The 24,108-nt window shown below is 63.0% G+C and carries 20 protein-coding genes and 1 pseudogene; 18 read left to right on the forward strand and 3 right to left on the reverse strand.

The window, feature by feature from the left end; genetic code table 11:
* Nucleotides 1-29 precede the first annotated feature (29 nt).
* Nucleotides 30-872, reverse strand: coding sequence for a helix-turn-helix domain-containing protein (locus DDE20_RS10465; RefSeq protein ID WP_116558451.1), 843 nt, complete (start codon nt 870-872; stop codon nt 30-32).
* A gap of 153 nt (nt 873-1,025) precedes the next feature.
* Here DDE20_RS10465 and DDE20_RS10470 point away from each other — a divergent pair, with 153 nt between their 5' ends.
* The 4 genes from DDE20_RS10470 to DDE20_RS10485 all read left to right on the forward strand — a co-directional run bounded on the left by DDE20_RS10470 (nt 1,026) and on the right by DDE20_RS10485 (nt 6,530).
* Nucleotides 1,026-1,931: a fatty acid desaturase gene (locus DDE20_RS10470; protein ID WP_165814489.1), complete on the forward strand. Its 906-nt coding sequence runs from the start codon at nt 1,026-1,028 to the stop codon at nt 1,929-1,931.
* A complete protein-coding gene (locus DDE20_RS10475; RefSeq protein WP_205961652.1) occupies nt 1,928-2,671 on the forward strand; it encodes a phosphate/phosphite/phosphonate ABC transporter substrate-binding protein in 744 nt (247 codons plus the stop codon). The genes DDE20_RS10470 and DDE20_RS10475 overlap by 4 nt, the downstream gene beginning before the upstream one ends.
* Nucleotides 2,668-5,217 carry a GcvT family protein gene (locus tag DDE20_RS10480; RefSeq protein WP_116558453.1) on the forward strand — a complete coding sequence of 850 codons (2,550 nt, stop codon included), beginning with the start codon at nt 2,668-2,670 and terminating at the stop codon, nt 5,215-5,217. The genes DDE20_RS10475 and DDE20_RS10480 overlap by 4 nt, the downstream gene beginning before the upstream one ends.
* Before the next feature lie 230 nt (nt 5,218-5,447).
* On the forward strand, nt 5,448-6,530 hold the full coding sequence (locus DDE20_RS10485; RefSeq protein WP_116558454.1) for a Zn-dependent alcohol dehydrogenase: 1,083 nt from the start codon (nt 5,448-5,450) through the stop codon (nt 6,528-6,530).
* Between the two features lie 5 nt (nt 6,531-6,535).
* Here DDE20_RS10485 and DDE20_RS10490 read toward each other — a convergent pair whose 3' ends face one another.
* Nucleotides 6,536-6,991, reverse strand: coding sequence for a GNAT family N-acetyltransferase (locus DDE20_RS10490; protein ID WP_116558455.1), 456 nt, complete (start codon nt 6,989-6,991; stop codon nt 6,536-6,538).
* A gap of 11 nt (nt 6,992-7,002) precedes the next feature.
* On the opposite strand from DDE20_RS10490, the pseudogene DDE20_RS10495 reads away from it, so the two are divergent.
* From DDE20_RS10495 to DDE20_RS10535, 9 genes and pseudogenes are all read left to right on the forward strand, one after another.
* Nucleotides 7,003-8,234, forward strand: a pseudogene (locus DDE20_RS10495) (mandelate racemase/muconate lactonizing enzyme family protein).
* Nucleotides 8,235-8,557: 323 nt separating this feature from the next.
* Nucleotides 8,558-10,207: an ABC transporter substrate-binding protein gene (locus DDE20_RS10500; RefSeq protein WP_240607985.1), complete on the forward strand. Its 1,650-nt coding sequence runs from the start codon at nt 8,558-8,560 to the stop codon at nt 10,205-10,207.
* Nucleotides 10,208-10,352: 145 nt separating this feature from the next.
* The gene (locus DDE20_RS10505; RefSeq protein WP_116558457.1) at nt 10,353-11,438 is read left to right on the forward strand and encodes an ABC transporter permease; all 1,086 of its coding nucleotides are present in this window, start codon (nt 10,353-10,355) and stop codon (nt 11,436-11,438) included.
* A gap of 11 nt (nt 11,439-11,449) precedes the next feature.
* Nucleotides 11,450-12,610: an ABC transporter permease gene (locus DDE20_RS10510; RefSeq protein WP_116558458.1), complete on the forward strand. Its 1,161-nt coding sequence runs from the start codon at nt 11,450-11,452 to the stop codon at nt 12,608-12,610.
* Between the two features lie 96 nt (nt 12,611-12,706).
* The gene (locus DDE20_RS10515) at nt 12,707-14,812 is read left to right on the forward strand and encodes a dipeptide ABC transporter ATP-binding protein (RefSeq protein ID WP_116558459.1); all 2,106 of its coding nucleotides are present in this window, start codon (nt 12,707-12,709) and stop codon (nt 14,810-14,812) included.
* A 581-nt stretch (nt 14,813-15,393) separates the two neighbouring features.
* A complete protein-coding gene (locus DDE20_RS10520) occupies nt 15,394-16,647 on the forward strand; it encodes a sarcosine oxidase subunit beta family protein (RefSeq protein WP_116558460.1) in 1,254 nt (417 codons plus the stop codon).
* A gap of 36 nt (nt 16,648-16,683) precedes the next feature.
* Nucleotides 16,684-16,956: a sarcosine oxidase subunit delta gene (locus DDE20_RS10525; protein ID WP_116558461.1), complete on the forward strand. Its 273-nt coding sequence runs from the start codon at nt 16,684-16,686 to the stop codon at nt 16,954-16,956.
* A complete protein-coding gene (locus tag DDE20_RS10530) occupies nt 16,953-19,892 on the forward strand; it encodes a sarcosine oxidase subunit alpha family protein (RefSeq protein WP_116558462.1) in 2,940 nt (979 codons plus the stop codon). The genes DDE20_RS10525 and DDE20_RS10530 overlap by 4 nt, the downstream gene beginning before the upstream one ends.
* The gene (locus DDE20_RS10535) at nt 19,885-20,430 is read left to right on the forward strand and encodes a sarcosine oxidase subunit gamma (RefSeq protein ID WP_240607987.1); all 546 of its coding nucleotides are present in this window, start codon (nt 19,885-19,887) and stop codon (nt 20,428-20,430) included. The genes DDE20_RS10530 and DDE20_RS10535 overlap by 8 nt, the downstream gene beginning before the upstream one ends.
* Here the strand turns inward: DDE20_RS10535 and DDE20_RS10540 are convergent.
* A complete protein-coding gene (locus DDE20_RS10540) occupies nt 20,427-21,191 on the reverse strand; it encodes a DeoR/GlpR family DNA-binding transcription regulator (protein WP_116558464.1) in 765 nt (254 codons plus the stop codon). The two genes, DDE20_RS10535 and DDE20_RS10540, sit on opposite strands and share 4 nt — an antisense overlap.
* Nucleotides 21,192-21,375: 184 nt before the next feature.
* Here DDE20_RS10540 and DDE20_RS10545 point away from each other — a divergent pair, with 184 nt between their 5' ends.
* The 5 genes from DDE20_RS10545 to DDE20_RS10565 all read left to right on the forward strand — a co-directional run bounded on the left by DDE20_RS10545 (nt 21,376) and on the right by DDE20_RS10565 (nt 24,107).
* Nucleotides 21,376-21,888, forward strand: a complete 513-nt coding sequence (locus DDE20_RS10545) for a peptidylprolyl isomerase (RefSeq protein ID WP_116558465.1) — start codon at nt 21,376-21,378, stop codon at nt 21,886-21,888.
* Entirely contained in the window at nt 21,875-22,516 is a 642-nt protein-coding gene (locus DDE20_RS10550) for a peptidylprolyl isomerase (protein ID WP_116558466.1), read from the forward strand. Before DDE20_RS10545 ends, DDE20_RS10550 begins: the two co-directional genes overlap by 14 nt.
* A gap of 303 nt (nt 22,517-22,819) precedes the next feature.
* Complete coding sequence (locus tag DDE20_RS10555) at nt 22,820-23,194, forward strand: NADH:ubiquinone oxidoreductase subunit NDUFA12 (protein WP_116558467.1); 375 nt, start codon at nt 22,820-22,822, stop codon at nt 23,192-23,194.
* Between the two features lie 35 nt (nt 23,195-23,229).
* Nucleotides 23,230-23,694, forward strand: coding sequence for an outer membrane lipid asymmetry maintenance protein MlaD (gene mlaD, locus DDE20_RS10560; protein WP_116558468.1), 465 nt, complete (start codon nt 23,230-23,232; stop codon nt 23,692-23,694).
* Nucleotides 23,691-24,107 carry a DUF2155 domain-containing protein gene (locus DDE20_RS10565; protein WP_240607989.1) on the forward strand — a complete coding sequence of 139 codons (417 nt, stop codon included), beginning with the start codon at nt 23,691-23,693 and terminating at the stop codon, nt 24,105-24,107. The genes mlaD and DDE20_RS10565 overlap by 4 nt, the downstream gene beginning before the upstream one ends.
* Nucleotide 24,108 lies beyond the last annotated feature (1 nt).

The raw sequence follows: 24,108 nt of genomic DNA on the forward strand, positions 1-24,108 counted from the left end.
CGTTCTTTGGGCGAAGCCGTGGGAGTGAGTCAGTCGTCCGTCACCTGTAATGCGCGGACCCAGCGGGCGGCGTCATGGGCGTTGATCTGGGCGTGGCGGATTTGCGAATCGAAGGCGTGCGCGAGGTCATGGACGAGTTGTTTCGAGCGAACCAAGAGGTAGATTTCGCCGGCGTAGATCGCCGCGTGATTATAGCCGAAGACGGTCATCGGCGGGGCGAAGCGTTTGCGGTCGTCATAGAGATACATCCGAAACGCGGGGTATAGCTCATCCAGCGTGGCGGCGATATGGGCGAGTTGTTCGGCGCGGTCGGCGGCGGGAAGGCCCTGCCAGATGCCTTGGCCACGTGCGAATAACTCGAGTGTTTGCAGGGGCATACACATCTCGATATCGGATTCCGGCATGCGCGAGAAATGCAACCGACTGTCGGTCTGGCGCTGCAAGCGGCGTTGTTCTTGCTGTGAAGATTGCGCCTGAAAACTGATCACCGCCGGGGTGCGCATCAGATCGGGGAGTTTGGCGGGGACATAGCGGACCTTTTGGCCGGTGGATTCGAAATGCCAGCGCTCCATCGCGGTGCGGTTTTCTTCATCGAGGGCTTGTTCGGTTTCGACAGTGTTGCGCGCCTGACTGGCGACGCCGCGGTCATCGGTCATGCCCAAGAGCCAATCGGTGGAAACCTGAAATCGCTGCGCGAGGGCAAGGAGAGTTTCGGCCCGTGGCAGGCGAGGATTTTGGCCCGAGGAGAGCTGCGAGAGGGCCGAACGGTCGATGCCGATGGCCTGCGCAAAGCCGGTTTGCGTAAGATTGGATTGCAGTTGCAACTGCGCGAGGCGGGTGCGGAAGACCTCGGCGGTTTGACGTTTGGCCATATATGCCCCCTTTGGTTTGCGCAGAATAGTAGGCATTTGTGACCATAGGCGTCAATTCTTCAGTTTAATGACGTCTAAACGCGCCTTGATCCCGTGAGGGATGCGCCGAGAATGGCGCTGTGCGGGCCGCGACAGCGGTGCAACCTCGGAGACATGATGCGAATTGAGTGGCCAACCATTGGCTTGATCCTTCTGTGCTATACGCTGTGGCTGAGCGTGGGGTTTTACCTTTGGCCGGTTTTACCGGTGCTGGCATTAACCATAATGGCCTTATTGGGGGCGTTGCATTCATCATTGGTGCATGAATGTTTGCACGGGCATCCGACGCGGCACCGGTTGCTGAATGAGGCATTGGTGGCGCTGCCGTTGACGTGGTTGCATGCCTACCGGCGCTATAAGGCGACGCATCTGGCGCATCACAATGACGCGCGGTTGACCGATCCGATGGAGGACCCCGAGAGCTATTATGTGGCGCGCTGGGAATACCAGCGGATGCCGCGGGTATTGCGGGGCGTGCTATGGGTGAATAACACGCTGATCGGGCGGATGGCGCTGGGGCCTTGGTTAGCAGGATTTGCGTTTATTGCCAGTGAGTTGCGGTTGGTGCGCGAAGATGCGCAGGGGGTGCGGCTGGCTTGGGCGCTGCATCTGCCGGCGCTGGTGGTGGTGCTGGCGCTGATCATGGCGATGGGCATTCCGCTGTGGCTTTATTTGCTGGCGGTCTGCTGGCCGGCGATGGCGCTGATTTCCTTGCGGACCTTTGCCGAGCACCAGTGGCATGAGGCGCCGGGGGGGCGGACGATCATTGTCGAACGCTCGCCGCTGGCCTGGCTGTTTTTGCACAACAACCTGCATATTGTGCATCACCGCGAGCCGCGGGCGCCGTGGTATGAGCTGCCGCGGCTTTATGCGGAGCGGCGGGCGTATTGGCAGGACGTTAACCAAGGTTATGTGTTTCCCAATTACTGGGCGCTGTGGCGGCGATACGGGGTGATGCCCAAGGAGCCGGTGGCGCATCCGGCACTGCGGTTCGAGCCTCCGGTGGATGCGGCGGAATGAGGCGCGCGGCGCTGCCGATGTATGACTGGCCCGAGGCGCGCGGCGAGTCGCTTGCGTTTTGGCGCGGGGTGCGGGCGAATATGCAGGGGGAGGCGCCGGGCGTTGATTTGCCCGAGGCGCTGGAGGTTCTGGATTGGGAGGGCGTGCAGGCGCTCTGGCGTGATCCGGCAATGGTGTTCAGCCAGACTTGCTGGGGGCCGCTGTCATTAGGGTTAATCGAGCATGTCAAACCACTGGCGCAGCCGGAGTATTCCACGTTTGCAGGCGGGCGCGGGGTCTTTTACCGCTCGGCGCTGATTGCGCGCGAGGGGGAAGCGCTTGCGGTGCCCGAGACGCCCGAGACGCCCGAGGCGGCGCTGCCCGAGGATCTGCTGGCGGGGCGTATATTTGCTTACAATTCTAAGGATTCGCTTTCGGGATACCTCGGGCTTGCGCGCGATCTCGGTGCGGCGCCCGAGGTTTTCGCGCGCAGGACTGTAGCGACCGGGGGCCACCGCGCCTCGGTGCAGGCGGTGGCGGCGGGGCGCGCGGAGATCGCGGCGATTGATTGTCGCTCTTGGGCCATGGCGCAGCGTTATGAGCCTTGCGCGGCGGCGCTGACCGTGGTGGGCTGGACCTCGGAGCGTTTGGGGCTGCCCTATGTGACCAGCCGCAAAACCCCGGAGCATATCGCAGAGAGGCTGCGCAAGGCATTGATAACATTAGGGTGCTTGGAGGTGCCCGCAGGGAGGATGGAATGACGCGAACCTATCGGGCGGTGGTGATTGGCGGCGGTGTGGTCGGCTGTTCGGTGCTCTATCATCTGGCCAAAGCGGGCTGGACGGATGTGCTGCTGATCGAGCGGTCCGAGTTGACTTCGGGGTCAAGCTGGCATGCGGCGGGGGGCTTTCATACGCTGAATGGTGATCCGAATGTGGCACGGCTGCAGGCCTATACGGTCTCGCTGTATGAGGAGTTGGAGCGGATTTCGGGCCAGTCCTGCGGGCTGCATCTGACCGGCGGCGTGATGATGGCCGATAGCACCGAGCGGATGGATTTCCTGCGCATGACCCATGCGCGCGGGCGGGCCTTGGGGATGGAGACCGAGCTGATCACCCCGCGCGAGGCGAAGGCGATGTTTCCGCTGATGGACGAGACGCAATTTGTCGGCGCGCTCTGGGATCCGGTCGAGGGGCATCTTGACCCGTCGGGGACGACGCACGCCTATGCGAAGGCCGCGAAAGTCTTGGGCGCCGAGATCGAATTGCGCAATCCGGTCAAGGACTTGACGCAGGACGCCGAGGGCATGTGGACGCTGCACACCGAGGGCGGCGAGATCCGCTGCGAGCATGTGGTGAACGCAGGCGGGCTTTGGGCGCGCGAGGTCGGGCGGATGGCGGGGCTGGAACTGCCGGTGCTGGCGATGGAGCATATGTATTTGCTCACCGATGCGATGCCCGAGGTGCAGGAATTCAACGCCAAGACCGGCCGCGAATTGGTCGGAGTGATTGATTTCAAAGGCGAAATCTATACGCGGCAGGAGCGGGACGGTATCTTGCTGGGCACCTATGAGCGGGCGTGCAAACCGTGGTCGCCGGTGAACACGCCGTGGGATTTTGGCCATGAGTTGCTGGCGCCTGATCTTGACCGGATCGCGCCGTCTCTAGAGGTCGGTTTCCGGCATTTTCCGGCGGTGGAGCGGGCGGGGATCAAACAGGTGATCAACGGCCCGTTTACCTTTGCGCCGGACGGCAATCCGCTGGTTGGGCCGGTGCGGGGGTTAACCAATTATTGGTCGGCCTGTGCGGTGATGGCGGGGTTTTCGCAGGGGGGCGGCGTCGGGCTGGTTTTGGCCAATTGGATGACCGAGGGCGATCCGGGCCATGATGTCTTTGGCATGGATGTCTCGCGGTTTGGCGACTGGGCGACGCTGCGCTACACCAACGCGAAAGTGCGCGAGAATTACGCGCGGCGGTTCTCGATTTCTTACCCGAATGAGGAGTTGCCGGCGGCGCGACCGGCGGAGACCACGCCGCTTTATGATCTGATGCGCGACACCAACCATGCGGTGATGGGCGATAGCTGGGGGCTGGAAACGCCCTTATGGTTCGCCCCTTCGGCGCAGGAGGCGCATGATGTGCTGTCCTTCCACCGGTCGAATGATTTCGAGCATATCGGCAATGAAGTGCGCGGGGTGCGCGAGCGCGTGGGCGTGACCGAGATCGCCAATTTCGCCAAATACGAGGTGACAGGGCCCGGCGCCGAGGCGTGGCTGGATCACCTGATGACCAACACGATGCCGCGGCTCGGGCGGCTGGTGCTGACGCCGATGCTCAATGAGGCGGGCAAGCTGATCGGGGATTTCACCATCGCCAAAGCGGGCGAAGAGCGGTTTATGGTCTGGGGGTCCTTGGGGGCCTCGGTTTACCATATGCGCTGGTTCGAGCAGCATCTGCCCGAGGATGGCTCGGTGACTTTGCACCGGTTCCATATGGATCTGGTTGGGCTGTCGATTTGCGGGCCTTATGCGCGCGAGGTTTTGGCGGAATTGGTCGATGAGGACGTCTCGAATGCGGCGTTCCGCTTCATGGATTACCGCGAGATGGATGTGGCGGGGGCGCCGTGCATGGTGAACAGGATCACCTATTCGGGCGATCTGGGCTATGAAATCTGGATGAAACCAGCGGCGCAGCGGCGGGTCTATTGCGCGATCAAAGCCGCGGGCAAGGCGCATGGGATCGTCGATTTCGGCATGCGGGCGCTGTTGTCGATGCGGTTGGAGAAGAATTTCCCCACATGGTTTGCCGAGTTACGCCCGATTTACGGGGCTTATGAGGGCGGGATGGAGCGGTTCGTGAAGCTGCAAAAGCCCGCGTTTATTGGCCAAGCGGCGGCTGTGGCCGAGCGTGATGCGGGACCGAGGCTGCGGCGCGTGTCGCTGGTGATCGAGGCGGATACGGCGGATGTGATTGGCGATGAGCCGATCTGGGCGCGGGTTGGCGAGGAGGATTTCGGCACAATCAGCCCGCCGCATGGTTACGGCGCGGTGCGCTTTGATCTGCACGGCGAGGAGGTGGCCAAACCCGACCCCGCCCGCGACGGCGACTGGCGGGTGGTCGGCTGGGTGACCTCGGGCGGTTACGGGCATTCGGTGCGGCTCTCATTGGCGCAGGGGTATATTCCGGCGGCCTTGGCCGAGCGTGGCGAGGAGGGGCTGTTCGAGGTGGAAATCTTAGGCGAGCGGCTTGCGGCAAGGATTGCGCTGGAACCGCCGTTTGATCCTGCAGGGGAGAAGATGCGCGGCTGAGTTTGGTTGGCTGGGTGTTTTGGGTGAGGGAGGCGGCGCTCTTCGGGGGCTTGTGCCCCCTTCTCGCGCCGGCGGTGTTCGGACCGCAGCCGATCGGGAGGGTTTTCCACCCTCCCGAATCCCTCCCGAGGATATTTATCGCACAAAGATGACGTGATGATGCGCGTGCTGCGGGGTTGTTCTGTGAATGGCGCCGGTGTTCACTGCTGTCCAACGAGGGGGAGAGTTGGATGAAAGCGGCGGTATGTCGGGCGTTTGGCGCGCCATTGGTGATCGAGGACGTGGTGTTGCGCCCGCCCGAAATGGGGGAGGTTCAGGTGCGTGTCGGGGCGGTGGCGATCTGTCATTCGGATCTGGGCTATCTGGATGGCAATTGGCACAGTGATTTGCCGGCGGTCTATGGGCATGAAGTTGCGGGGCGCGTGGAGGCTCTGGGCGACGGGGTCATCGGCTATGCTGTCGGTGATCCGGTGGTGGTAACGATGATCCGCGCCTGCGGGCAATGCCGGCCCTGTGTGCAGGGCAAGCCGTTCCTATGCGGCGCGCGGGTGGACCGGCGGCGCGGGGTGTTGACCACGGCGGCGGGCGAAGTGGTGGAACAGGGGCTGGATACCGCGGGGTTTGCCGAGGCGGTGACGGTGCATGTCAGCCAGATAGCTAAGGTGCCCGAGGATGTGCCGGTGGAACTGGCGGCGCTTTTGGCCTGCGGGGTGATCACCGGCACCGGCGCGGCGATCAACACCGCGCAGGTGACGCCGGGTTCAAGCTGCGTGGTGATCGGCGCGGGGGGCGTCGGGCTCAATGCGATACAGGGGGCGCGGCTGGCAGGGGCTTCGCGGATCATTGCGGTGGACCTGTCGGACGAGAAGCTGGAGGCGGCGCGGGGCTTTGGCGCGACGGATGTATTGCGCGCGGATATCAAGGGCTTGCGCCGCGCGGTCTTGGCGCTGACCGAGGGGCAGGGGGCGGATTATGTCTTTGTCACCGTCGGGGTGATCTCGGCCTATCAAGGCGCGCCGGCACTGGCCGCCAAGGGGGGAATGGTGGTGATGGTCGGCATGCCGCCTTCGGGCGCGAAGATGGAGGTGGAACCGGTGATTGTGGCCGCCACCGCGCAGACATTGACCGGCAGTTTCATGGGCTCGACGGTGGTGCAGCGCGATATTCCCTATCTGGTGGAGATGTGGCGGCAGGGGCGGTTGCAGCTCGAGGAGCTGGTCTCGAAGCGCTATGCGTTTAGCGAGATCAACGAGGCGATTGCCGATGCCCGCGCAGGCGCGTCGCGGCGCAATGTGATTGTGATGGATCCATGACGGGGTCAGGCATCGAAGGCACCGCCCCAAGCGTAGCCGATGAAACTTTCTTCTTGTGCGTCAAGGCTTTGGTAAAGGGCGCGGGCGGGGAGATTATCCGGCTCGGTGCCCAGCCAAGCGGTGGTGCAGCCCTGCGCATTGGCCTGCGCGATCAAGGCCTTGACCAGCGCTTTGGCATAGCCGCGGCGGCGGTGGGCCGGGCGGGTGCCGACTTCGTTGATAAAGAGACCGGGCGGTTTATCGGGGTGCAAGAGGATGGTGCCGGAGGCGAAAGCGAGGATGATCTCGCCCTCAAGCATCGCCAGCATCAGATGCAGGGGGTTGCGCAGGAAGGCTTCGGCCTGTTCGGGGTCGATTGGATTATCAAACAGCCCCGCAGGCGTGGCGCAGAGGCGCGGCAGGTCGGCCAATGTGAGACGATGGATGCGGGGATCGGGCAGGATGAGGCTCGGACAGTTCATGAGGTGATCGGATGAAATTATCACAAATCGAGGTCTTCGTCATCGGGGTGCCGCCGCCGGGCTGGGGCGGGCGCTATTGGTTGGTGGTGAAAGTGACCACCGACAACGGGATTTCGGGCTATGGCGAGGTCTATGCGGCCTCGGTCGGGCCGAAAGCGATGGTCGCGGTGATCGAGGATGTCTTTGCGCGGCATATGGAGGGGGAGAACCCCGAGAATATCGAGTTGATGTTCCGCCGCGCCTATTCCGCGGGGTTTACCCAGCGGCCCGATCTGACGGTGATGGGCGCGTTTTCGGGGCTGGAGATGGCCTGTTGGGATATTCTGGGCAAGGCGCATGAACGGCCGGTCTATGCCCTGCTCGGCGGCAAGATGAACGAGAGATTGCGCGCCTATACCTTCTTTATCCGCTGGCCCATCATGATGCGGCGGCGTTCTGGTCCTCGCCCGAGATGCAGGTGGAATCGGCACTTGTCGCGGTAGATCAAGGGTTTACCGCGCTGAAATTCGATCCGGCGGGGCCCTATACGCTGCGCGGCGGGCACCAGCCGTCGATGTATGACATTGATCTGAGCGTGCGGATTTGCGCGGCGCTGCGCGAGGCGGTGGGCAATCGCGCGGATCTACTGTTTGGCACCCATGGGCAGTTCACGCCCTCGGGGGCGATCCGGTTGGGGCAGGCGCTGGAGCCCTATAGCCCGCTGTGGTTCGAAGAGCCGGTGCCGCCGGATAACCTGCTGGATTTCGCGCAGGTGGCGCAGGCGGTGCGGATACCGGTGGCGACGGGCGAGCGGATGACCACCAAGGCGGAATTCGGCACGCTGTTGCGCGCAGGGGGCGCGGCGATTGTGCAACCGGCGCTAGGGCGCTCGGGCGGGATACTGGAGACCAAGAAAATCGCCGCGCTGGCCGAGGCTTTCGGGGCGCAGATCGCGCCGCATCTCTATGCCGGTCCGGTGGAATGGGCGGCGAATATCCAGCTGGCAGTCACCTGTCCGAACCTGCTGCTGGTCGAAAGCATCCAGTTGGGCGGCGCGTTTCACCGGCCGCTGATCGGCGATACGCTTTGTGTCGAGGATGGCTATATCACCGCCCCGACCGCGCCGGGGCTGGGGATTGCATTTGACGAGGGACTGGCGCGCGCGCACCCCTATAACGAGAGTGCGCTGCATTTGCAGATGCAGGAGGCGCCGTGCAATTACCACGGGCCGAACGGGTTTCAGGGCGGCGCCAGCCAGAGTTGAGGCATCAAGACCGGGATGCGCAAAACCCGCGTCCCGGTCCCGTCTTGAGGGCGATATTTGCCATATTTACAAGGCCATACCCTGGGTGTGCAGAACACGCAAAGGCCCAGCCATTACATCAGATTAGTTAAATGCAGTGTCAGATTTCAGTTGTAATCTGTGCTCTGTCGCGCTTGGATGGGATATGTCGCTGGTCGAAAGGTAAAAATTTCCGTCGATCTGCGCAATAATACTACCCACGGATGCTTGGGTGAGGGGCCGCTTTGCGGTGACAGGCATAAACTCCGTGGCAACAAAAAAACGATGATCAGGGAGATAGCTTCATGAAAGACCTCAACCACGGAGCGACGGGTGTGCATCCTGTTGCCGAGATGTATGCGCGCGAAGTTGCCATGGGCAAGCTGGACCGCCGCGAGTTCCTGACCCGCGCCACCGCGCTGGGGCTGGCGGTGCCGACGGCCTATGGGCTGTTGGGGCTGGCTGCGCCCGAAGCCCGCGCCGAATCCCACGGGATGGAGCCGCAGACCGGCGGCTCGATCCGCATGCAGATGTATATCAAACCGCAGCGTGACCCGCGCACCTGGGACTGGTCGGAACTGGCCAATGCCTGCCGCGGCTGGCTGGAGTATCTGGTTGATTACCAGCGCGACGGCACGCTGACGCCGGTGCTGCTGGAAGGCTGGGACGTCAATGATGACGCCACCCAATATACCCTGCATGTGCGTCAGGGCGTGACCTGGAACAACGGCGATACGTTCAACGCCGACAATGTGATCGACGCGCTCACCCGCTGGTGTGATGAAAGCGTCGAAGGCAACTCGATGACCACGCGCATGGGCGGGCTGGTTGAAAACGGCAGCGTCCGCGAGGGCGGCCTGACCCGGGTTGACGATTACACCGTTCAGGTCAATCTGCCGAGCCCCGACATCGCCTTTATCGTTGGCATGGCCGATTATCCGGCGGCGGTGGTGCACCCGTCGTTTTCGTCGGGCGATCCGGTGGCCGACCCGATTGGCACCGGTCCTTACCGTCCGGTCAGCTATGACCCCGGTATCGGCGCGGTGGTCGAGCGTAACCCCGACCATACCTGGTGGAATGAGGGCAATGGCGCCTATCTCGACAGCATCGAATTTGTCGATCTGGGTGCTGATCCGGCCTCGTGGATTGCGGCGGCGGAATCGGGCGAGATCGATGTGATCTATCAGTCGCAGTCTGATTTCATTGATATCTTCGAGGCGATCGGCATGCCGCGCACCGAAGTGGTGACCGCGGCGACGATCTGCGTGCGCTTTAATCAGGACAGCGAGCCCTATGACAACGGCAATGTGCGCCGCGCGCTGGTCAAAGCCGTCGATAATGCGGTGGCGCTGGAGCTGGGCTATTCGGACCTTGGCGTGACCGCCGAGAACCACCATGTCTGCCCGATCCATCCCGAATATGCCGAATTGGCGCCGCTGGTTGTCGATCCCGAGGCTGCGGCCGCCGAGATTGCCGCCGAGGGGCTGGGCGACCATACCTTCGAGCTGATCTCGGTCGATGAGCCTTGGCAGTCGGAAACCTGCGACGCGGTGGCGGCGATGGTGCGCGATGCGGGGATCAATATCGAGCGCACGATCCTGCCCTCGGCGACCTTCTGGAATGACTGGCTGAAGTATCCGTGGTCGGCGACCGAGTGGAACATGCGCCCCTTGGGTGTGCAGATCCTCAACCTTGCCTACCGCACCGGTGTGCCGTGGAACGAGGCGGCCTTCTCGAATGAGGAGTTCGACAACCTGCTCGATCAGGCCAACGGGATCGCCGATGCCGATGCGCGCCGCGAGTTGATGGTGCGGCTGGAGGAGATCATGCAGGAAGAGGGCGTGATGATCCAACCCTACTGGCGCTCGTTGTTCCGCAACGTGCGGCCCAATGTCCACGGGGCCGAGATGCATCCGACTTTCGTGGTCGATTACGTCAAATACTGGGTCTCGTGATCTGACCCTTGGCAGCAAGGCGCATCCCTGTGCCTTGCTGCGTCTCAGGATGTTTTGTCACAGGACTTGGACCTGCGGTGTAGGCCCGGCCCTTCGGCTCTGGCCGGTGTTTTGCGCATTGCACCACAGATAGACAGGAGACCCCATGCTGTTGTTCCTGCTCCGGCGGATCGGGGTGATGATCTTCACCGCGCTATGCCTGACCCTTGTGGTCTTTTACCTGACCAACCTTCCGGCCAAGCTGGAAACCCTGGCCAAAACCCAAGCCGGCAGCCGGATGACCGATGCCGAGGTTGACCGCTGGCTGGTGCGCAATGGCTACGCTTCGCCGGTGCTGGTGCGTTACGGCGAATGGCTGGGCGTGGTGCCGGGCTGGACCCGCGTGGCCGAGGACGGCACGGTGACCGGTCGCTGCGTGAATTTTCAGGATGACCCCGCAGCGGCGGGCGAGCGTTGCGGGCTGTTGCAGGGGCAATGGGGATTTTCCACGCGGTTCTCGGCGCCGGTCGATGAGGTGATCGCGGCGCGGCTGGGCGCGACGGGCCTGTTGATGATGTGGGTGTTGATCTTCATGGTGCCGATGGCGCTGCTCCTCGGGGTGTTCGCGGGGATGCGGGAAGGCTCGCGCACGGATCGGTCGCTGTCGACGGTGGCGATTGTGACCACGGCGACGCCGGAATATGTCTCGGGCGTGGTGTTTATCGTGCTTTTGGCCTCCTCCTCGGTGGGGATTTCGCCGCTGCTGGTCTCATGGGGCTGGATCGAGGGGCCGGTGTTGTTTCAGGGCAACGCGCGCTCGGCGCTGACCGAGATCACGTTTTCCAATTTCACCCTGCCGGTGCTGACCGTGGCGCTTTACGGCATGGGTTATATCGCGCGGATCACCCGCGCCTCGATGACCGAGGTGATGACCCAGCAATATATCCGCACGGCGCGGCTCAAGGGCGTGAGTTTTGGCAATATCGTGATGAAACACGCGCTGCGCAATGCGCTGATCGCGCCCTTCACGGTGATCATGTTGCAGATCCCCTGGCTCTTGAACGGTGTGGTGATTTCCGAAGTGTTGTTCAGCTATCCGGGCTTTGGCTGGACGCTGTTCGAGGCGGCGGTGAACAACGATATTGAACTCTTGCTGGCGTCCTCGGTGGTGGCCGTCATTGTGGTTCTGATAACACAGCTGATCTCGGATATCGGCTATGTCTATCTGAACCCGCGCATCCGTATTTCGTAAGGAGAGCTGCTATGGAACCCCTCAGCTGGCTCGAAATCATCGCCCGCGCTTTGCAGCAATTGCTGCCGGTGTGGATCGCGCTTGCCGTCACGTTCGCCGTCTCGATCCGCTATAAACGGCGTCTCGGGCTATACGGGAAGCTGTTCGATTCCAATGTCGGGATGATCGGCTTTGCGATCGTGATGTTCTGGCTGTTCACCGCGTTTTTCGCCGATCTGATCATCACCCATGACCCGCTGGCGCAGGTCAGCCGGATGCGCAACGCCTCGCCCGGCACGCCTCTGCCGCGGCCTGATGATATGTATGAATACTATATTCTGGGCGGCGACAGTCTGGCCCGCGATGTGTTTTCGCGGATGGTGATGGGCGCGCGCGAGGTGCTCAGGATCGCGCCCTTTGCGGCGATGATCTCCTTTATGATCGGCATCCTTTTGGGCCTGCCGGCGGGGTATTTCTCGGGCCGTTTGGACACGGCGCTGACCTTTCTGGCCAACCTCGTGCTGGCGTTTCCGGTGATCTTGCTGTTCTTCCTTCTGGTCGCGCCCGAGATTCAGGACACGCTGATCCCGGTGGTGATGGCCGGCGTCTTGTTCATCGCGCCGATCCTGTTTGTGACGATCCTTTTGAACAGCCGGTTCTTTACCCAGCCCGCGAAACGCAACCTCTATGTCGGGGCGGTGCTTTTGGTCGGGGTCTGGGCCTATATCGGGCTGGTGTTTGACGCCGATCCGATGGGTGTCTGGTCAATGTCACCGAACCTCCTTAACGTCTTTGTCGCGGTGGTTTTCGTCAACGCGCCGACGGTGTTCAGAATTGTGCGCGGGATCACCTTGGACATCAAAACCCGCGATTATGTCGCCGCCGCCCAGACCCGCGGCGAGGGGCCGTGGTATATCATGCTTTGGGAGATCCTGCCCAACGCGCGCGGGCCCTTGATCGTCGATTTCTGCCTGCGCATTGGCTATACCACGATCCTTTTGGGCACTTTGGGGTTCTTTGGCCTCGGCGTCTCGCCCGAAAGCCCGGACTGGGGCTCGACGATCAACGCCGGTCGCCGCCTGTTGTCGGTCTATCCGACCCCCGCCTTGGTGCCCGCGCTCTCGCTGATGAGCCTCGTGCTTGGCCTGAACCTACTGGCCGACGGGCTGCGCGAAGAAAGCCTGAAGGACTGATGCAATGTCCTGCCAGCTTCATCTTGCTGAAAATACTCCACAGGGGTCCGGGGGTGTGAAACCCCCGGTTCCGCCGCCCGCAAAGGGGAGACCGCGATGACAAAGACCTCCGAGACTTGGGATCCGTCCCAGCCGATCCTCGAGATTGAAAATCTGTCGATCTCGTTTTTCACCCGCCTGGTAGAAATCCCTGCGGTGATGGATTTTTCCTGCACCGTCTTACCCGGAGAGGCGATGGGGCTGGTCGGCGAATCCGGTTGCGGCAAATCCACCGTGGCTCTGGCGGTGATGCGTGATCTTGGCGTCAACGGGCGGATTGTTGGCGGCACGATCAAATTCAAGGGCCGAGATTTGACCAATATGGGGCAGGAGGAGTTGCGCAAGCTGCGCGGCTCCGAGATCGCGATGATCTATCAAGAGCCGATGGCCTCGCTCAATCCGGCGATGAAAGTGGGCCAGCAACTGGCCGAGGTGCCGGTGATCCATGAGGGCATGCCGCGGGCCGAGGCGCTGGCCTTGGCGCGGCAGGTGGTGGCGGATGTGCGGCTGCCTGATCCTGACCGCATTCTGAATTCCTATCCGCACCAGCTTTCGGGCGGGCAGCAGCAGCGTATCGTCATTGCGATGGCCCTGATGTCGAAACCGGCGCTCTTGATTTTGGACGAGCCGACCACCGCTTTGGATGTGACCGTCGAGGCGGGGATTGTCGATCTGGTCTCGGTTCTGGCCGAGAAATACGGCACCTCGATGCTGTTCATCAGCCATAATCTGGGGCTGGTGATGGAGGTTTGCGACCGGATCACGGTGATGTATTCCGGCGAGGCCGTCGAGACCGGCAACGTCAAGGATGTGTTCGACAAGATGCGCCACCCCTATACGCAGGCGCTGTTTCGCTCGATCCCCTTGCCCGGTGCGGATAAAAACACCCGCCCGCTGCGCGCCATCCCCGGCAATTTCCCGCTGCCGCATGAGCGCCCCAAGGGCTGTAATTTCGGCCCGCGTTGCGAGTATTTCGAGGCCGGGCGCTGTGATGCCGGCGAGATCGCGATGGATGTGGTCGATGCGGGCAAACGCCACAACAGCCGCTGTCTGCGGTTTCGCGAGATCGACTGGGAGGCCGAGCTTGTCGCCATGGCGCAGGTCAAAAAGGGCGATATCGGCGAAGTCGTCCTGTCGATGGAGAATGTGCGCAAATATTACGAGGTGGCGGCCTCCTCGCTGTTTGCGGGCGGTGAAACCAAAGTGGTCAAGGCCAATGAAACGCTGAGTTTCGATGCCCATGAGGGGGAAACTCTGGCGATTGTCGGCGAATCCGGTTGCGGCAAATCGACCTTTGCCAAGGTGTTGATGGGGCTCGAGACCGCGACCTCGGGCAACATCATGCTGTTTGATGAAAACGTGCAATCGACGCCGATCCAGCAGCGCAACACCGATGCGGTGTCGTCGTTGCAGATGGTGTTCCAGAACCCGTTTGACACGCTCAACCCCTCGATGACCGTGGGCCGGCAGATCATCCGCGCCTTGGAGATTTTCGGTGTCGGCGCCAGTGACGCCGAGCGCAAGCAGCGGATGCTGGAGCTTCTGGATCTGGTGAAACTGCCCCGTGCATTTGCCACGCGGATGCCGCGGCAACTTTCGGGCGGGCAAAAGCAGCGGGTCGGCATTGCCCGTGCCTTCGCTGGTGATGCGAAAGTGGTGATCGCCGATGAGCCGGTCTCGGCGCTGGATGTCTCGGTGCAGGCCGCGGTCACCGATCTGCTGATGGAGATCCAGCGCAAGAACAAGACCACGCTGTTGTTCATCAGCCATGATCTGAGCATTGTGCGTTATCTGAGCGACCGTGTGCTGGTGATGTATCTGGGTCATGTGGTGGAACTGGGCACCACCGATGAGGTCTTCGCGCCGCCCTATCATCCCTATACCGAGGCGCTGCTCTCGGCAGTGCCGATTGCCGACACGCGGATCGAGAAAAAGCGGATTGTATTGGACGGGGATATCCCCTCGGCGGTGAGCCCGCCGCCGGGCTGCCCGTTCCAGACCCGCTGCCGGTGGAAGTCTGAGGTTCCGGGGGATCTCTGCGAGCGCGAGATGCCGCCGATGCGGACTTTGCGCGGCGGGCATCAGATCAAATGCCACCTCTCGGCGGAGATTTTCGAGCAGATGGAGCCGGTGTTCCGCACGGTGGAGGGGGAAGAGGCCTAGGGCGCGGCTTGCGCGTGAGGTGGCGTAAGGTGCGTTTCGAGCGTGACGCCAGCCGCGCATCGCCAGACCGCGGGATGGCGACCCTAACCGTGGAGCGGCGCGCTTTATGGCGGCTGTATCCGCAAGTCAGCTGAACGAAGCACCCAGCCCCACCAGATCGCCAGCCCTGCGGGCGGTCTGGCGATGCGCGGCGGCTCCGCCTCGATTCCGCGCGGGGCATTGATCAGCGATTTCGCCTTTCGCTTTGCGCAATGAAGATGCGTCGACTTTGAGCGCCACGATCCCAGCCTCTGAACACGTAGCAACGCTAGCCGCGCATCGCCAGACCGCGGGGTGGCGACCTGAGAATTGAACGATGCGCTTGATGGTGCGTTCTGCATCCATCAGACGAGCGGCGCGCTTACATCGACCAATCGCCAGCCCGGGGGGCGGTCTGGCGATGCGCGGCGGCTTCGCCTTGATTCCGCGCGGGGAAGCAGGACCGATCTCGTCTTGATCGCACGCGGCTAAAGCCCATTCACCCCAAGCCTTGTCATTCCTCATTGAACCGTGTTCTCTAACAGTGAAAGGGGTGAGGGCATATGCGTTACAGCGGACTTCGGGTCTTTACCCAAGGGCTCTTGGGCAACACCGGCTGGAAACCGGCCTGGCGCAAACCCGCGCCGAAAGCCGAGTATGACGTGGTGATCATCGGCGGCGGCGGCCACGGGCTGGCAACCGCCTATTATTTGGCGAAAAAACACGGAATCACCAATGTCGCGGTGCTTGAGCGCGGCTATCTCGGCGGCGGCAATATCGGCCGCAACACGACGATTGTGCGGGCCAATTACTTCCTCCCCGGCAATAGCGAATTCTACAGCCACTCACTGAAACTCTGGGAGGGGCTGGAGGCGGATCTTAACTATAATACCATGCACAGCCAGCGCGGGCTGATCAATCTGTTCCACTCGGACGGGCAGCGCGATGCCTTCGCGCGGCGCGGCAATGCGATGCTGGCGCAGGGCGACGACGCGGTACTGCTCAGCCGCGAAGAGGTGCGCGAGAAACTGCCCTATCTCGACTATGAGCAAGCGCGGTTTCCAATTTACGGCGGGCTTTACCACCCGCGTGGCGGCACCGCCCGCCATGATGCCGTCGCTTGGGGCTATGCCCGCGGCGCCGACCAGCGCGGCGTTGATCTGATCGAGAATTGCGCGGTCACCGGCATTGATATCGCGGGCGGCAAGGTCACCGGCGTGCAGACCACGCGCGGGGCGATCCGAGCCAAGAAAGTCGCGATGGTGGTCGCCGGACGCTCGTCTCAGGTGGCCGAGATGGCGGGGATGCGGCTGCCGATCGAAAGCCATGTGCTGCAGGCCTTTGTCACCGAGGGGCTGAAGCCGGTGATTAACCATGTGGTCAGCTTTGGCATGGGGCATTTCTATATCAGCCAGTCGGACAAAGGCGGTCTCGTATTCGGCGGTGATCTGGATTTCTACGCCTCTTACGCGGCGCGCGGCAATCTGCCGAGGGTCGAACAGGTGATGGAAGCGGGGATGACCTTGATGCCGATGATCGGGCGGGCGAAAATCCTGCGCTCTTGGGGCGGGATTATGGATATGTCGCCCGATGGCTCGCCGATCATCGACCGCACCGATATTGACGGGCTGTTCGTCAATTGCGGTTGGAATTACGGCGGGTTCAAAGCGGTGCCGGCCTCGGGCGACAGTCTGGCGCATCTGCTGGCCACGGGGCGCCCACTGGAGGTGGCCAAGGGCTTCCGGCTGGACCGGTTCCGCACAGGGCGAGGGCTGATGGACGAAGAAGGCACCGGATCGCAGCATAATCTGCATTGAGACGGGCGCGGGAATGGGTTTTCACAGGAGGGCAAAATGCGCATAGACTGCCCCTATTGCGGCGCGCGCGATCTACGCGAATACACCTATGGCGGCGCGGCGGCCTATTTGCAGCGGCCCGAAGCGGAGGCCGAGGCGGCGGCGGATGATGCCGCTTGGGACGCCTATTTGCACCTGCGCGACAACCCCGCCGGACGCACGCGCGATCTGTGGTTCCATGAGCCCTGCGCGACTTGGCTGGAGGTCGAGCGCGACACCGTCAGCCATGAGATTTTCGCCACCCGCGCGCTGGCCGGGGTGCGGACATGAGCACGCGGCCCAGATCGCAATCGCACCGCATCCCCGGACGCGGCTTGATTGACCGCACAAAGCCGCTGCGGTTTCAATTTGACGGGCGTTCCTATGAAGGCTTCGCGGGCGATACGCTGGCCTCGGCGCTTTTGGCCAATGGCGTGCGGCTGATGGGGCGGTCGTTCAAATACCACCGCCCGCGCGGGGTGCTGACCGCGGGCTCTGAGGAACCCAACGCATTGGTCACTGTGCTGGAAGACGGCCAACACACGCCCAATATCCGCGCCACCATGCAAGAGCTTTATGCAGGGCTCAACGCGCGCAGCCAGAACCGCTGGCCCAGCTTGGGTTTTGACGCGATGGCGGTGAACGACTATGCATCCCCCTTTCTAAGTGCCGGATTTTATTACAAAACATTCATGTGGCCGCGCGCGTTTTGGGAGCGTCTCTATGAGCCGGTGATCCGCCGCGCGGCGGGTCTGGGCGCGCTCTCGGGCGTCGCCGATACCGCGGTTTACGAGAAAGCCTTTGCCCATTGCGACCTTCTGGTGATCGGCGCGGGGCCGAGCGGTTTGATCGCTGCGCTCAGCGCCGGACGCGCGGGGGCGGATGTGATCTTGGTCGAGGAAGACAGGCGCTTGGGCGGGCGGTTGCTGGCCGACCAGCCGCTGATTGACGGCAAATCCGGCGTGGCCTGGGCGGAGGGGATCGCCGAAGAACTGGCGAGCCTGCCGAATGTGCGGGTGATGACGCGGACCACGGTGACCGGCGCCTATGACGGCGGCACTTACGGCGCGTTGGAGCGCGTCGGCTTGCATCTGGCACCGCGCGCAGAGCTGCCGCGCGAGTGTTTCTGGCGGATCACCGCGCGGCGCACGGTGCTTTCTGCGGGGGCATTGGAGCGTCCGATTGCGCATCCTGACAATGACCGGCCCGGGGTGATGCTGGCCTCGGGGCTGCGCGCCTATGTGGCGCGTTGGGGCGTCAATCCCGGCCCGGTGGTGGTGTTTTCCACCAACGACTCCGGGCTCGAGGCGGCGCGGGCACTGACCCGCATGGGCGTCGAAGTGGCCGCCTATGTCGACCCGCGCGCGGTGCCGGTGGTCGAGGAATTTCCGGTCTATGCCAAGGCGCAGGTGGTCGGCACGCAGGGGCGACTGGGGTTGAAAACCGCGGCAATTCAACATGCTGGCGGGATTTCGCAAGTCGATGCGCGGGTCTTGGCGCTGGCGGGGGGCTGGAACCCTTCGGTGCATCTGGCCTGCCATATGAACGGCAGACCGGCGTGGTCCGAGAAGATCGCGGGCTTCGTGCCAGTTGCGGATATGGTGCCGGGGATGGCGGCGGCGGGGGCGGCCTCGGGGGTGTTTTCCACTGCGGGCTGTCTTGCCGACGGGCTGAAGGCAGCGCGCGCGGCATTGGACGATCTGGGCATCGCGGCGCCGGATGTGCCGCTGCCCTTGGCCGAGGATGCGCCCTATGCGATTGCGCCGCTCTGGGCGGTCGATGCGGGCGGGCGCGCATGGCTGGATTTTGCCAATGATGTGACCACCAAGGATGTGGCATTGGCGGCGCAGGAAGGCTTTGCCTCGGTCGAGCATATGAAGCGCTACACGACGCAAGGCATGGCGCCGGATCAGGGGAAATCGTCGAATGTCGGCGCTCTGGCGGTGCTGGCCGAGGCGAGCGGGCAGAGCATTCCGGCGACCGGCACCACCACCTTTCGCCCGCCCTTTGTGCCGGTGTCGATCGCCGCTTTGGGCGCGGGCGGGCGCGGTGAGGGGTTTGCGCCGCGTCGTTTGCTGACCTCGGACGCGCAATCGCGGGCGATGGGGGCGCCGATGATCGAGGCGGGGCTTTGGTATCGGCCCAGCTATTACCCGCGCGAGGGCGAAGCGGATTGGCGCGCCGCCTGCGACCGGGAGGTGCAGATGGTGCGCAAATACGTCGGTATCACCGAGGTTGGAACCCTTGGTAAGATCGACGTGCAAGGCACTGATACCGCACGGTTTTTGGACTTTGTCTATTCGAATATGATGTCGACGCTGAAGGTCGGGCGCGCGCGTTACGGGCTGATGCTGCGCGAGGATGGATTTGTCATGGATGACGGCACCTGCGCGCGAATGTCAGACACTCATTATGTTGTCACCACCACCACCGCCGCCGCCGGATTGGTGATGCGGCATATGGAATTTGCCCATCAGGCGTTTTGCGCCAATCTTAACGTCAGATTTACCTCTGTGACCGAGACTTGGGCGCAATTCGCCATTGCCGGCCCGCGCGCGGCGGAGGTTCTGGCGACGGTCTGCGAGGCGCCGGAACTGCCGTTTATGGGCTGCGCCGAACTCGAGATTGGCGGGATCGCGGGGCGGATCTTTCGGATCTCGTTCTCCGGCGAGATGGGCTATGAAGTGGCGGTGCCGACGCGTTACGGCGCCGATCTATTCGCGCATCTGGTCCGCGCTGCCGAGGCTTTGGGCGGCGGCGCCTACGGGATGGAAGCACTGAATGTGCTGCGCATTGAAAAGGGGTTCCTGACCCATGCCGAGCTCGACGGGCGGGTCACGGCAGAGGATATCGGGCTGGGGCGGATGGTCTCGGCCAAGAAGGATTGTATCGGCAAGGGTGCTAGCCAGCGCCCGGAATTGGTTGCGGCGGGGCGGGCGCAATTGGTCGGGCTGCTGCCGGTCGATCCGGCGCATGAAATCTCGGCCGGGGCGCATCTTTATGCCAGCGATGCCAAGCCCTTACGCGAGAACGGGCAGGGCTATGTGACCTCGGTCGGGCCGTCGCCGACGCTGGGGCAATGGATCGGGCTCGGCTTTGTGGTCAACGGGCGCAAGCGGCATGGCGAGGTGCTGCGGCTATACGACGGGCTGCGCGGGCGCGATGTGCCGGTGCAACTGGTCGATCCGGTGTTTTATGATCCCGAGGGAGGGCGGATGCGTGGTTAAATTGAGGGCAACAGAGCCGACGCCGCGCCTGCCCTTGGAGATCGGCGCGGCGCGGCTGGCCGCGGTCGATGCGGGGCAGGTGACCTCGGTCGCGCCCTATCCCGGCTGTGATGTGACGCCCGTCTTGGCCTCTGCCGGGCTGGCGTTTCCGGCGCCGAATTCCATGGCGGCGTCGGGGGCATTGCGCATTGTCTGGGCCGGGCGCGAGATGGCGTTTTTGCTGGGCGGTCCGGCGCCCGAAGGGCTGGAGGATCTGGCGGCGCTGAGCGATCAAAGCGACGGCTGGGTGTTCGTGCAACTCACCGGTGCTGCGGCGCGCGATGTGCTGGCGCGGGTGACGCCCTTGGACCTGCGCGATGCGGCGATGCCGGTGGCAAGTGCTGCGCGCACATTGATCAATCATATGCCGGCGCTGATCCTGCACAACGCGCCGCAAGCCTATGAAATCGCGGTGTTTCGCTCAATGGCCGCGACGCTGGTCGAGGAGTTGGAAGCGGCAATGACAGCGGTGGCGGCGCGGGCGGAATTGACCGCTTAGGGCTGGGCGATCTCGATCCGCGTGTCCCAATCTGCGCAGCGCGTTTTCAGCGCGGCGGGCAGGCCGCGGTCGATGAAAAGCGCGTCAAGTTCCGACAGCGAGGCAATACGCGCGGGGGCGCTGCGGCTGAGTTTGGAGTGGTCGCTGACCAGCCATGTCTGGCGCGCTTGCGACAGTAGCGCCTGACTGACGCCGACCTCTTGAATGTCATAGTCCAATAGATCGCCCTCCGCGTCGAGCGCCGAACAGCCGATCACCGCGATATCGACCTTGAACCGCGCAATCGCCGCCTGCGTCAGCGCGCCGGTCAAGCCGCCGTCCGAGCGCCGTAAAGCGCCGCCGGTGACGATAACCTGACAGTCAGGATTGTCGGCCAAGATATTGGCAACATTCATATTATTGGTGATCACCATCAGCCCTTCGTGACGCACCAACTCTCGCGCCACGGCCTCGGTGGTGGTGCCGATGGCCAGAAACACCGAGGCGCCCTGCGGGATCTGCGCGGCGCAGTGGCGGGCGATGGCGCGTTTGGCCTCGGCGTTGAGCGCGGCGCGTTCTTGGTAGCCGATATTCACCGTGCCCGAGCGCAGGATCGCGCCGCCATGCACGCGTTCCAGCTTGCCGGCAACATCCAGTTCCGCCAGATCGCGGCGAATCGTCTGCGCGGTCACCCCGAAACGCGCCGCCAGATCATCGACCGTCACCCGCCCCTCGGCGCGCGCGATATCGACAATATCCGGCAATCGAAAGCCCTGCGCCATGATTCTTGCCTCATCCTTGCTCCGTGGCCCGCATTGTCGGCGCTGGGGCAGGGTGACGCAAGCGCCAAGCCTTGTGCCTCGCGGTGGAATGTGATCCTCAAGGGGCGGAATTTCCGCATGCATAAGGTTTTCTCGCGGTAGAATGCAAGGTAACCTGCGCGCAAATCGACAACAGGAGCGCCCGATGGCCGACTATAAAGACCCCGAAAACACGATTCTGATGGAACTCAAAGGCGGCACCGTGGTGATCGAACTGCTGCCCGAGATCGCGCCCGAGCATTGCGCACGGATGAAAAGCCTTGCGCGTGCAGGGGCTTACGACAATGTCGTGTTCCACCGCGTGATCGACGGCTTCATGGCGCAGACCGGCGATGTGGCCAATGGCAACACTTCGAAGAATTTCAACATGGGCCGCGCCGGCACCGGTGGCTCGGATATGCCCGATCTGCCGGCGGAATTCTCGGGCATCCCGCATGACCGTGGCACGCTGGGTGCGGCGCGTTCGCAGAACCCGAATTCGGCCAATAGCCAGTTCTTCATTAATTTTAGCGACAATCATTTTCTCAATCGCCAGTATACGGTCTATGGTCGTGTGGTCTCGGGGATGGAACATGTCGATGCGATCACCCGTGGTGAGCCGCCGCGCGAACCCGATGTGATGATCAGCGTCAAGGTGGCTGCAGATGCGGCGGCTTAAGGGGCTGACGGCTGCGCTGGCGCTGGGGCTGTTGCCCTTTGCGGCGCTGGCGGATGAGCGGGCGGAAACCGCGCTGCCGGTGCTGGAGATTGACGTCGCGGGCGGCGTCGAGGGCATGATCTCGGTGCAATTGCGCCCCGATCTGGCCCCCGATCACGTGGCGCGGATCATCGCGCTGGCCGAGGCTGACGCCTATGACAATGTGGTGTTTCACCGCGTGATCGAAGGCTTCATGGCGCAGACCGGCGATGTGCAATACGGGGTGCGCGGGGCGGATACGCGGCGGGCAGGCATGGGCGGATCGGAGCTGCCCGATCTGCAGGCCGAGTTCACCGCGACGCCTTTTGAGCGCGGCGTGATGGGTATGGCGCGGGCACAATCGCCGCATTCCGCGAACAGCCAGTTCTTCCTGATGTTCGCCGAGGCGCCGTTTCTGAACGGGCAATACACCGTGTTGGGCGAGATCATCGACGGATTCGACGTGCTGGATTCGATCAAACTGGGACGCGGGCCGAATGGCGCGGTTCTGGGTGAGCCGGATTATATGGCCGATGTGCGCGTGGTCTACGCGGCAGAAGGCGATGAAGCGGAAGCGGCCGAAGATATGGCCGAGGCTGCAAGCGACTGATATCCGGTCGAAAATCATCTGCGAGAAGCGGCCCGCCGGTGTGACTGGCGGGCCGTTTTCTATCGGGGCTTTGGCGAAATCTTTGGCACGGGAACGTGGATTATTGGGGTGGCGGCGCCCCAGTGCGGCTGCGGTTGGCTGAGAAAACACCACTGATCAGTGAGCCGAACCCCGCCGGACCCGCTTAGGGCGCGATGTCGCAGCGATGTTCACGCCGAAGTGCCCCACAGGGCTTTATTTCCCCGTGGAACTGCGTCATATATCAAACCCAGATTGACTCCGTCCAAGACTGGGAACCCGGCAATGAAATTCCTTCTTCGCATCCTGACATGGTGGAACGGCCAAACGCTTGGCGTCCAGTTGTTTACATGGCGCAAAGGCGTCAAAGTGGGCGAGGATGCGCAGGGCAACCTGTTTTACCGCACCAAAGACGGCAAACGCCGCTGGGTGGTCTATAATGGTGAGGTCGAGGCGAGCCGGGTGAGCCCGGATTGGCACGGCTGGCTGCACCACACTTGGGATGAGGCGCCGTCCGAGCATCCGCTGCCGCGCAAGACCTGGGAAAAGCCGCATGAACCGAACCATACCGGCACCGCGCAGGCCTATGTTCCCGCCGGGTCGCTGCGCCGTCCGGCACCTGTCGCTCGGCAGGATTATGAGGCGTGGCAGCCCGAGTAAGGCGCAAATTGCGGCCTGAAAACAAAGGTGTAGCCATGGGGTATCGCACATGGGAAGTGGTGCTGGGGGCCGCCGTTATGGTGGTCGCCGTGGCGTTCGTCGCGTTTGCGCTGCGCAGCACCGGCACCACATGGACGCAGGGCGGGACCTATCCGCTGCATGCCACTTTCCGCTCGGCGGAGGGGGTGCGAATGGGCACCGATGTGCGGCTGGCGGGGGTGAAAATCGGCTCGGTCGGCGGGCTGAGCCTTGATCCGCAGAGTTTTCGCGCGCAGGTGACGGTGAATATTGATCCGGCGATTGAGTTGCCGCGGGACAGCTCGATTCAGGTCGCCTCCGAGGGGCTTTTGGGCGGCACTTTCATTGAAATCCTGCCCGGTGGTGATTTTGACAATCTGGCCGCGGGCGAGAGTTTTCAGGACACCCAAAGCGCGGTTTCGCTGGTGACTTTGCTGTTGCGGTTCGTCACCGGATCCTCGAGCGAGGAGGCGGTGCAATGATGCGATATACTGTTACAGCATTGATTTGCGGGGCTTTTCTGGCCGCGCCGCTTGCCGCGCAGACGATTTGGGCGCCCTTGCAAGCGACGCCGCAAGAGCAGCAGCGTCCGCGTGGGCCGGCGCTCTCTTCGGGCACATCGGCGACATTGCGGGCCTTGGACAAAATGTCCGGCGAGGTGGTGGAGCTGGGGCTGAATGTCGGCGCGACGGTGGGGTTCGGGCGGTTGCAGATTGACCTGATTTCCTGCCGCTATCCGACTGAAAACCCCGCCTCGGACGGGTTCGCCTTTATGGAAATCCGCGATGCGGCGCGCGATGAGCGGCTGTTTCGGGGCTGGATGGTGGCCTCCAGCCCCGCGCTCAATGCGCTGGATCACGCGCGCTATGACATCTGGGTGCTGCGCTGCCAGTGAG

Source organism: Pararhodobacter oceanensis (assembly GCF_003076755.1).
GTDB lineage: Bacteria > Pseudomonadota > Alphaproteobacteria > Rhodobacterales > Rhodobacteraceae > Pararhodobacter > Pararhodobacter oceanensis.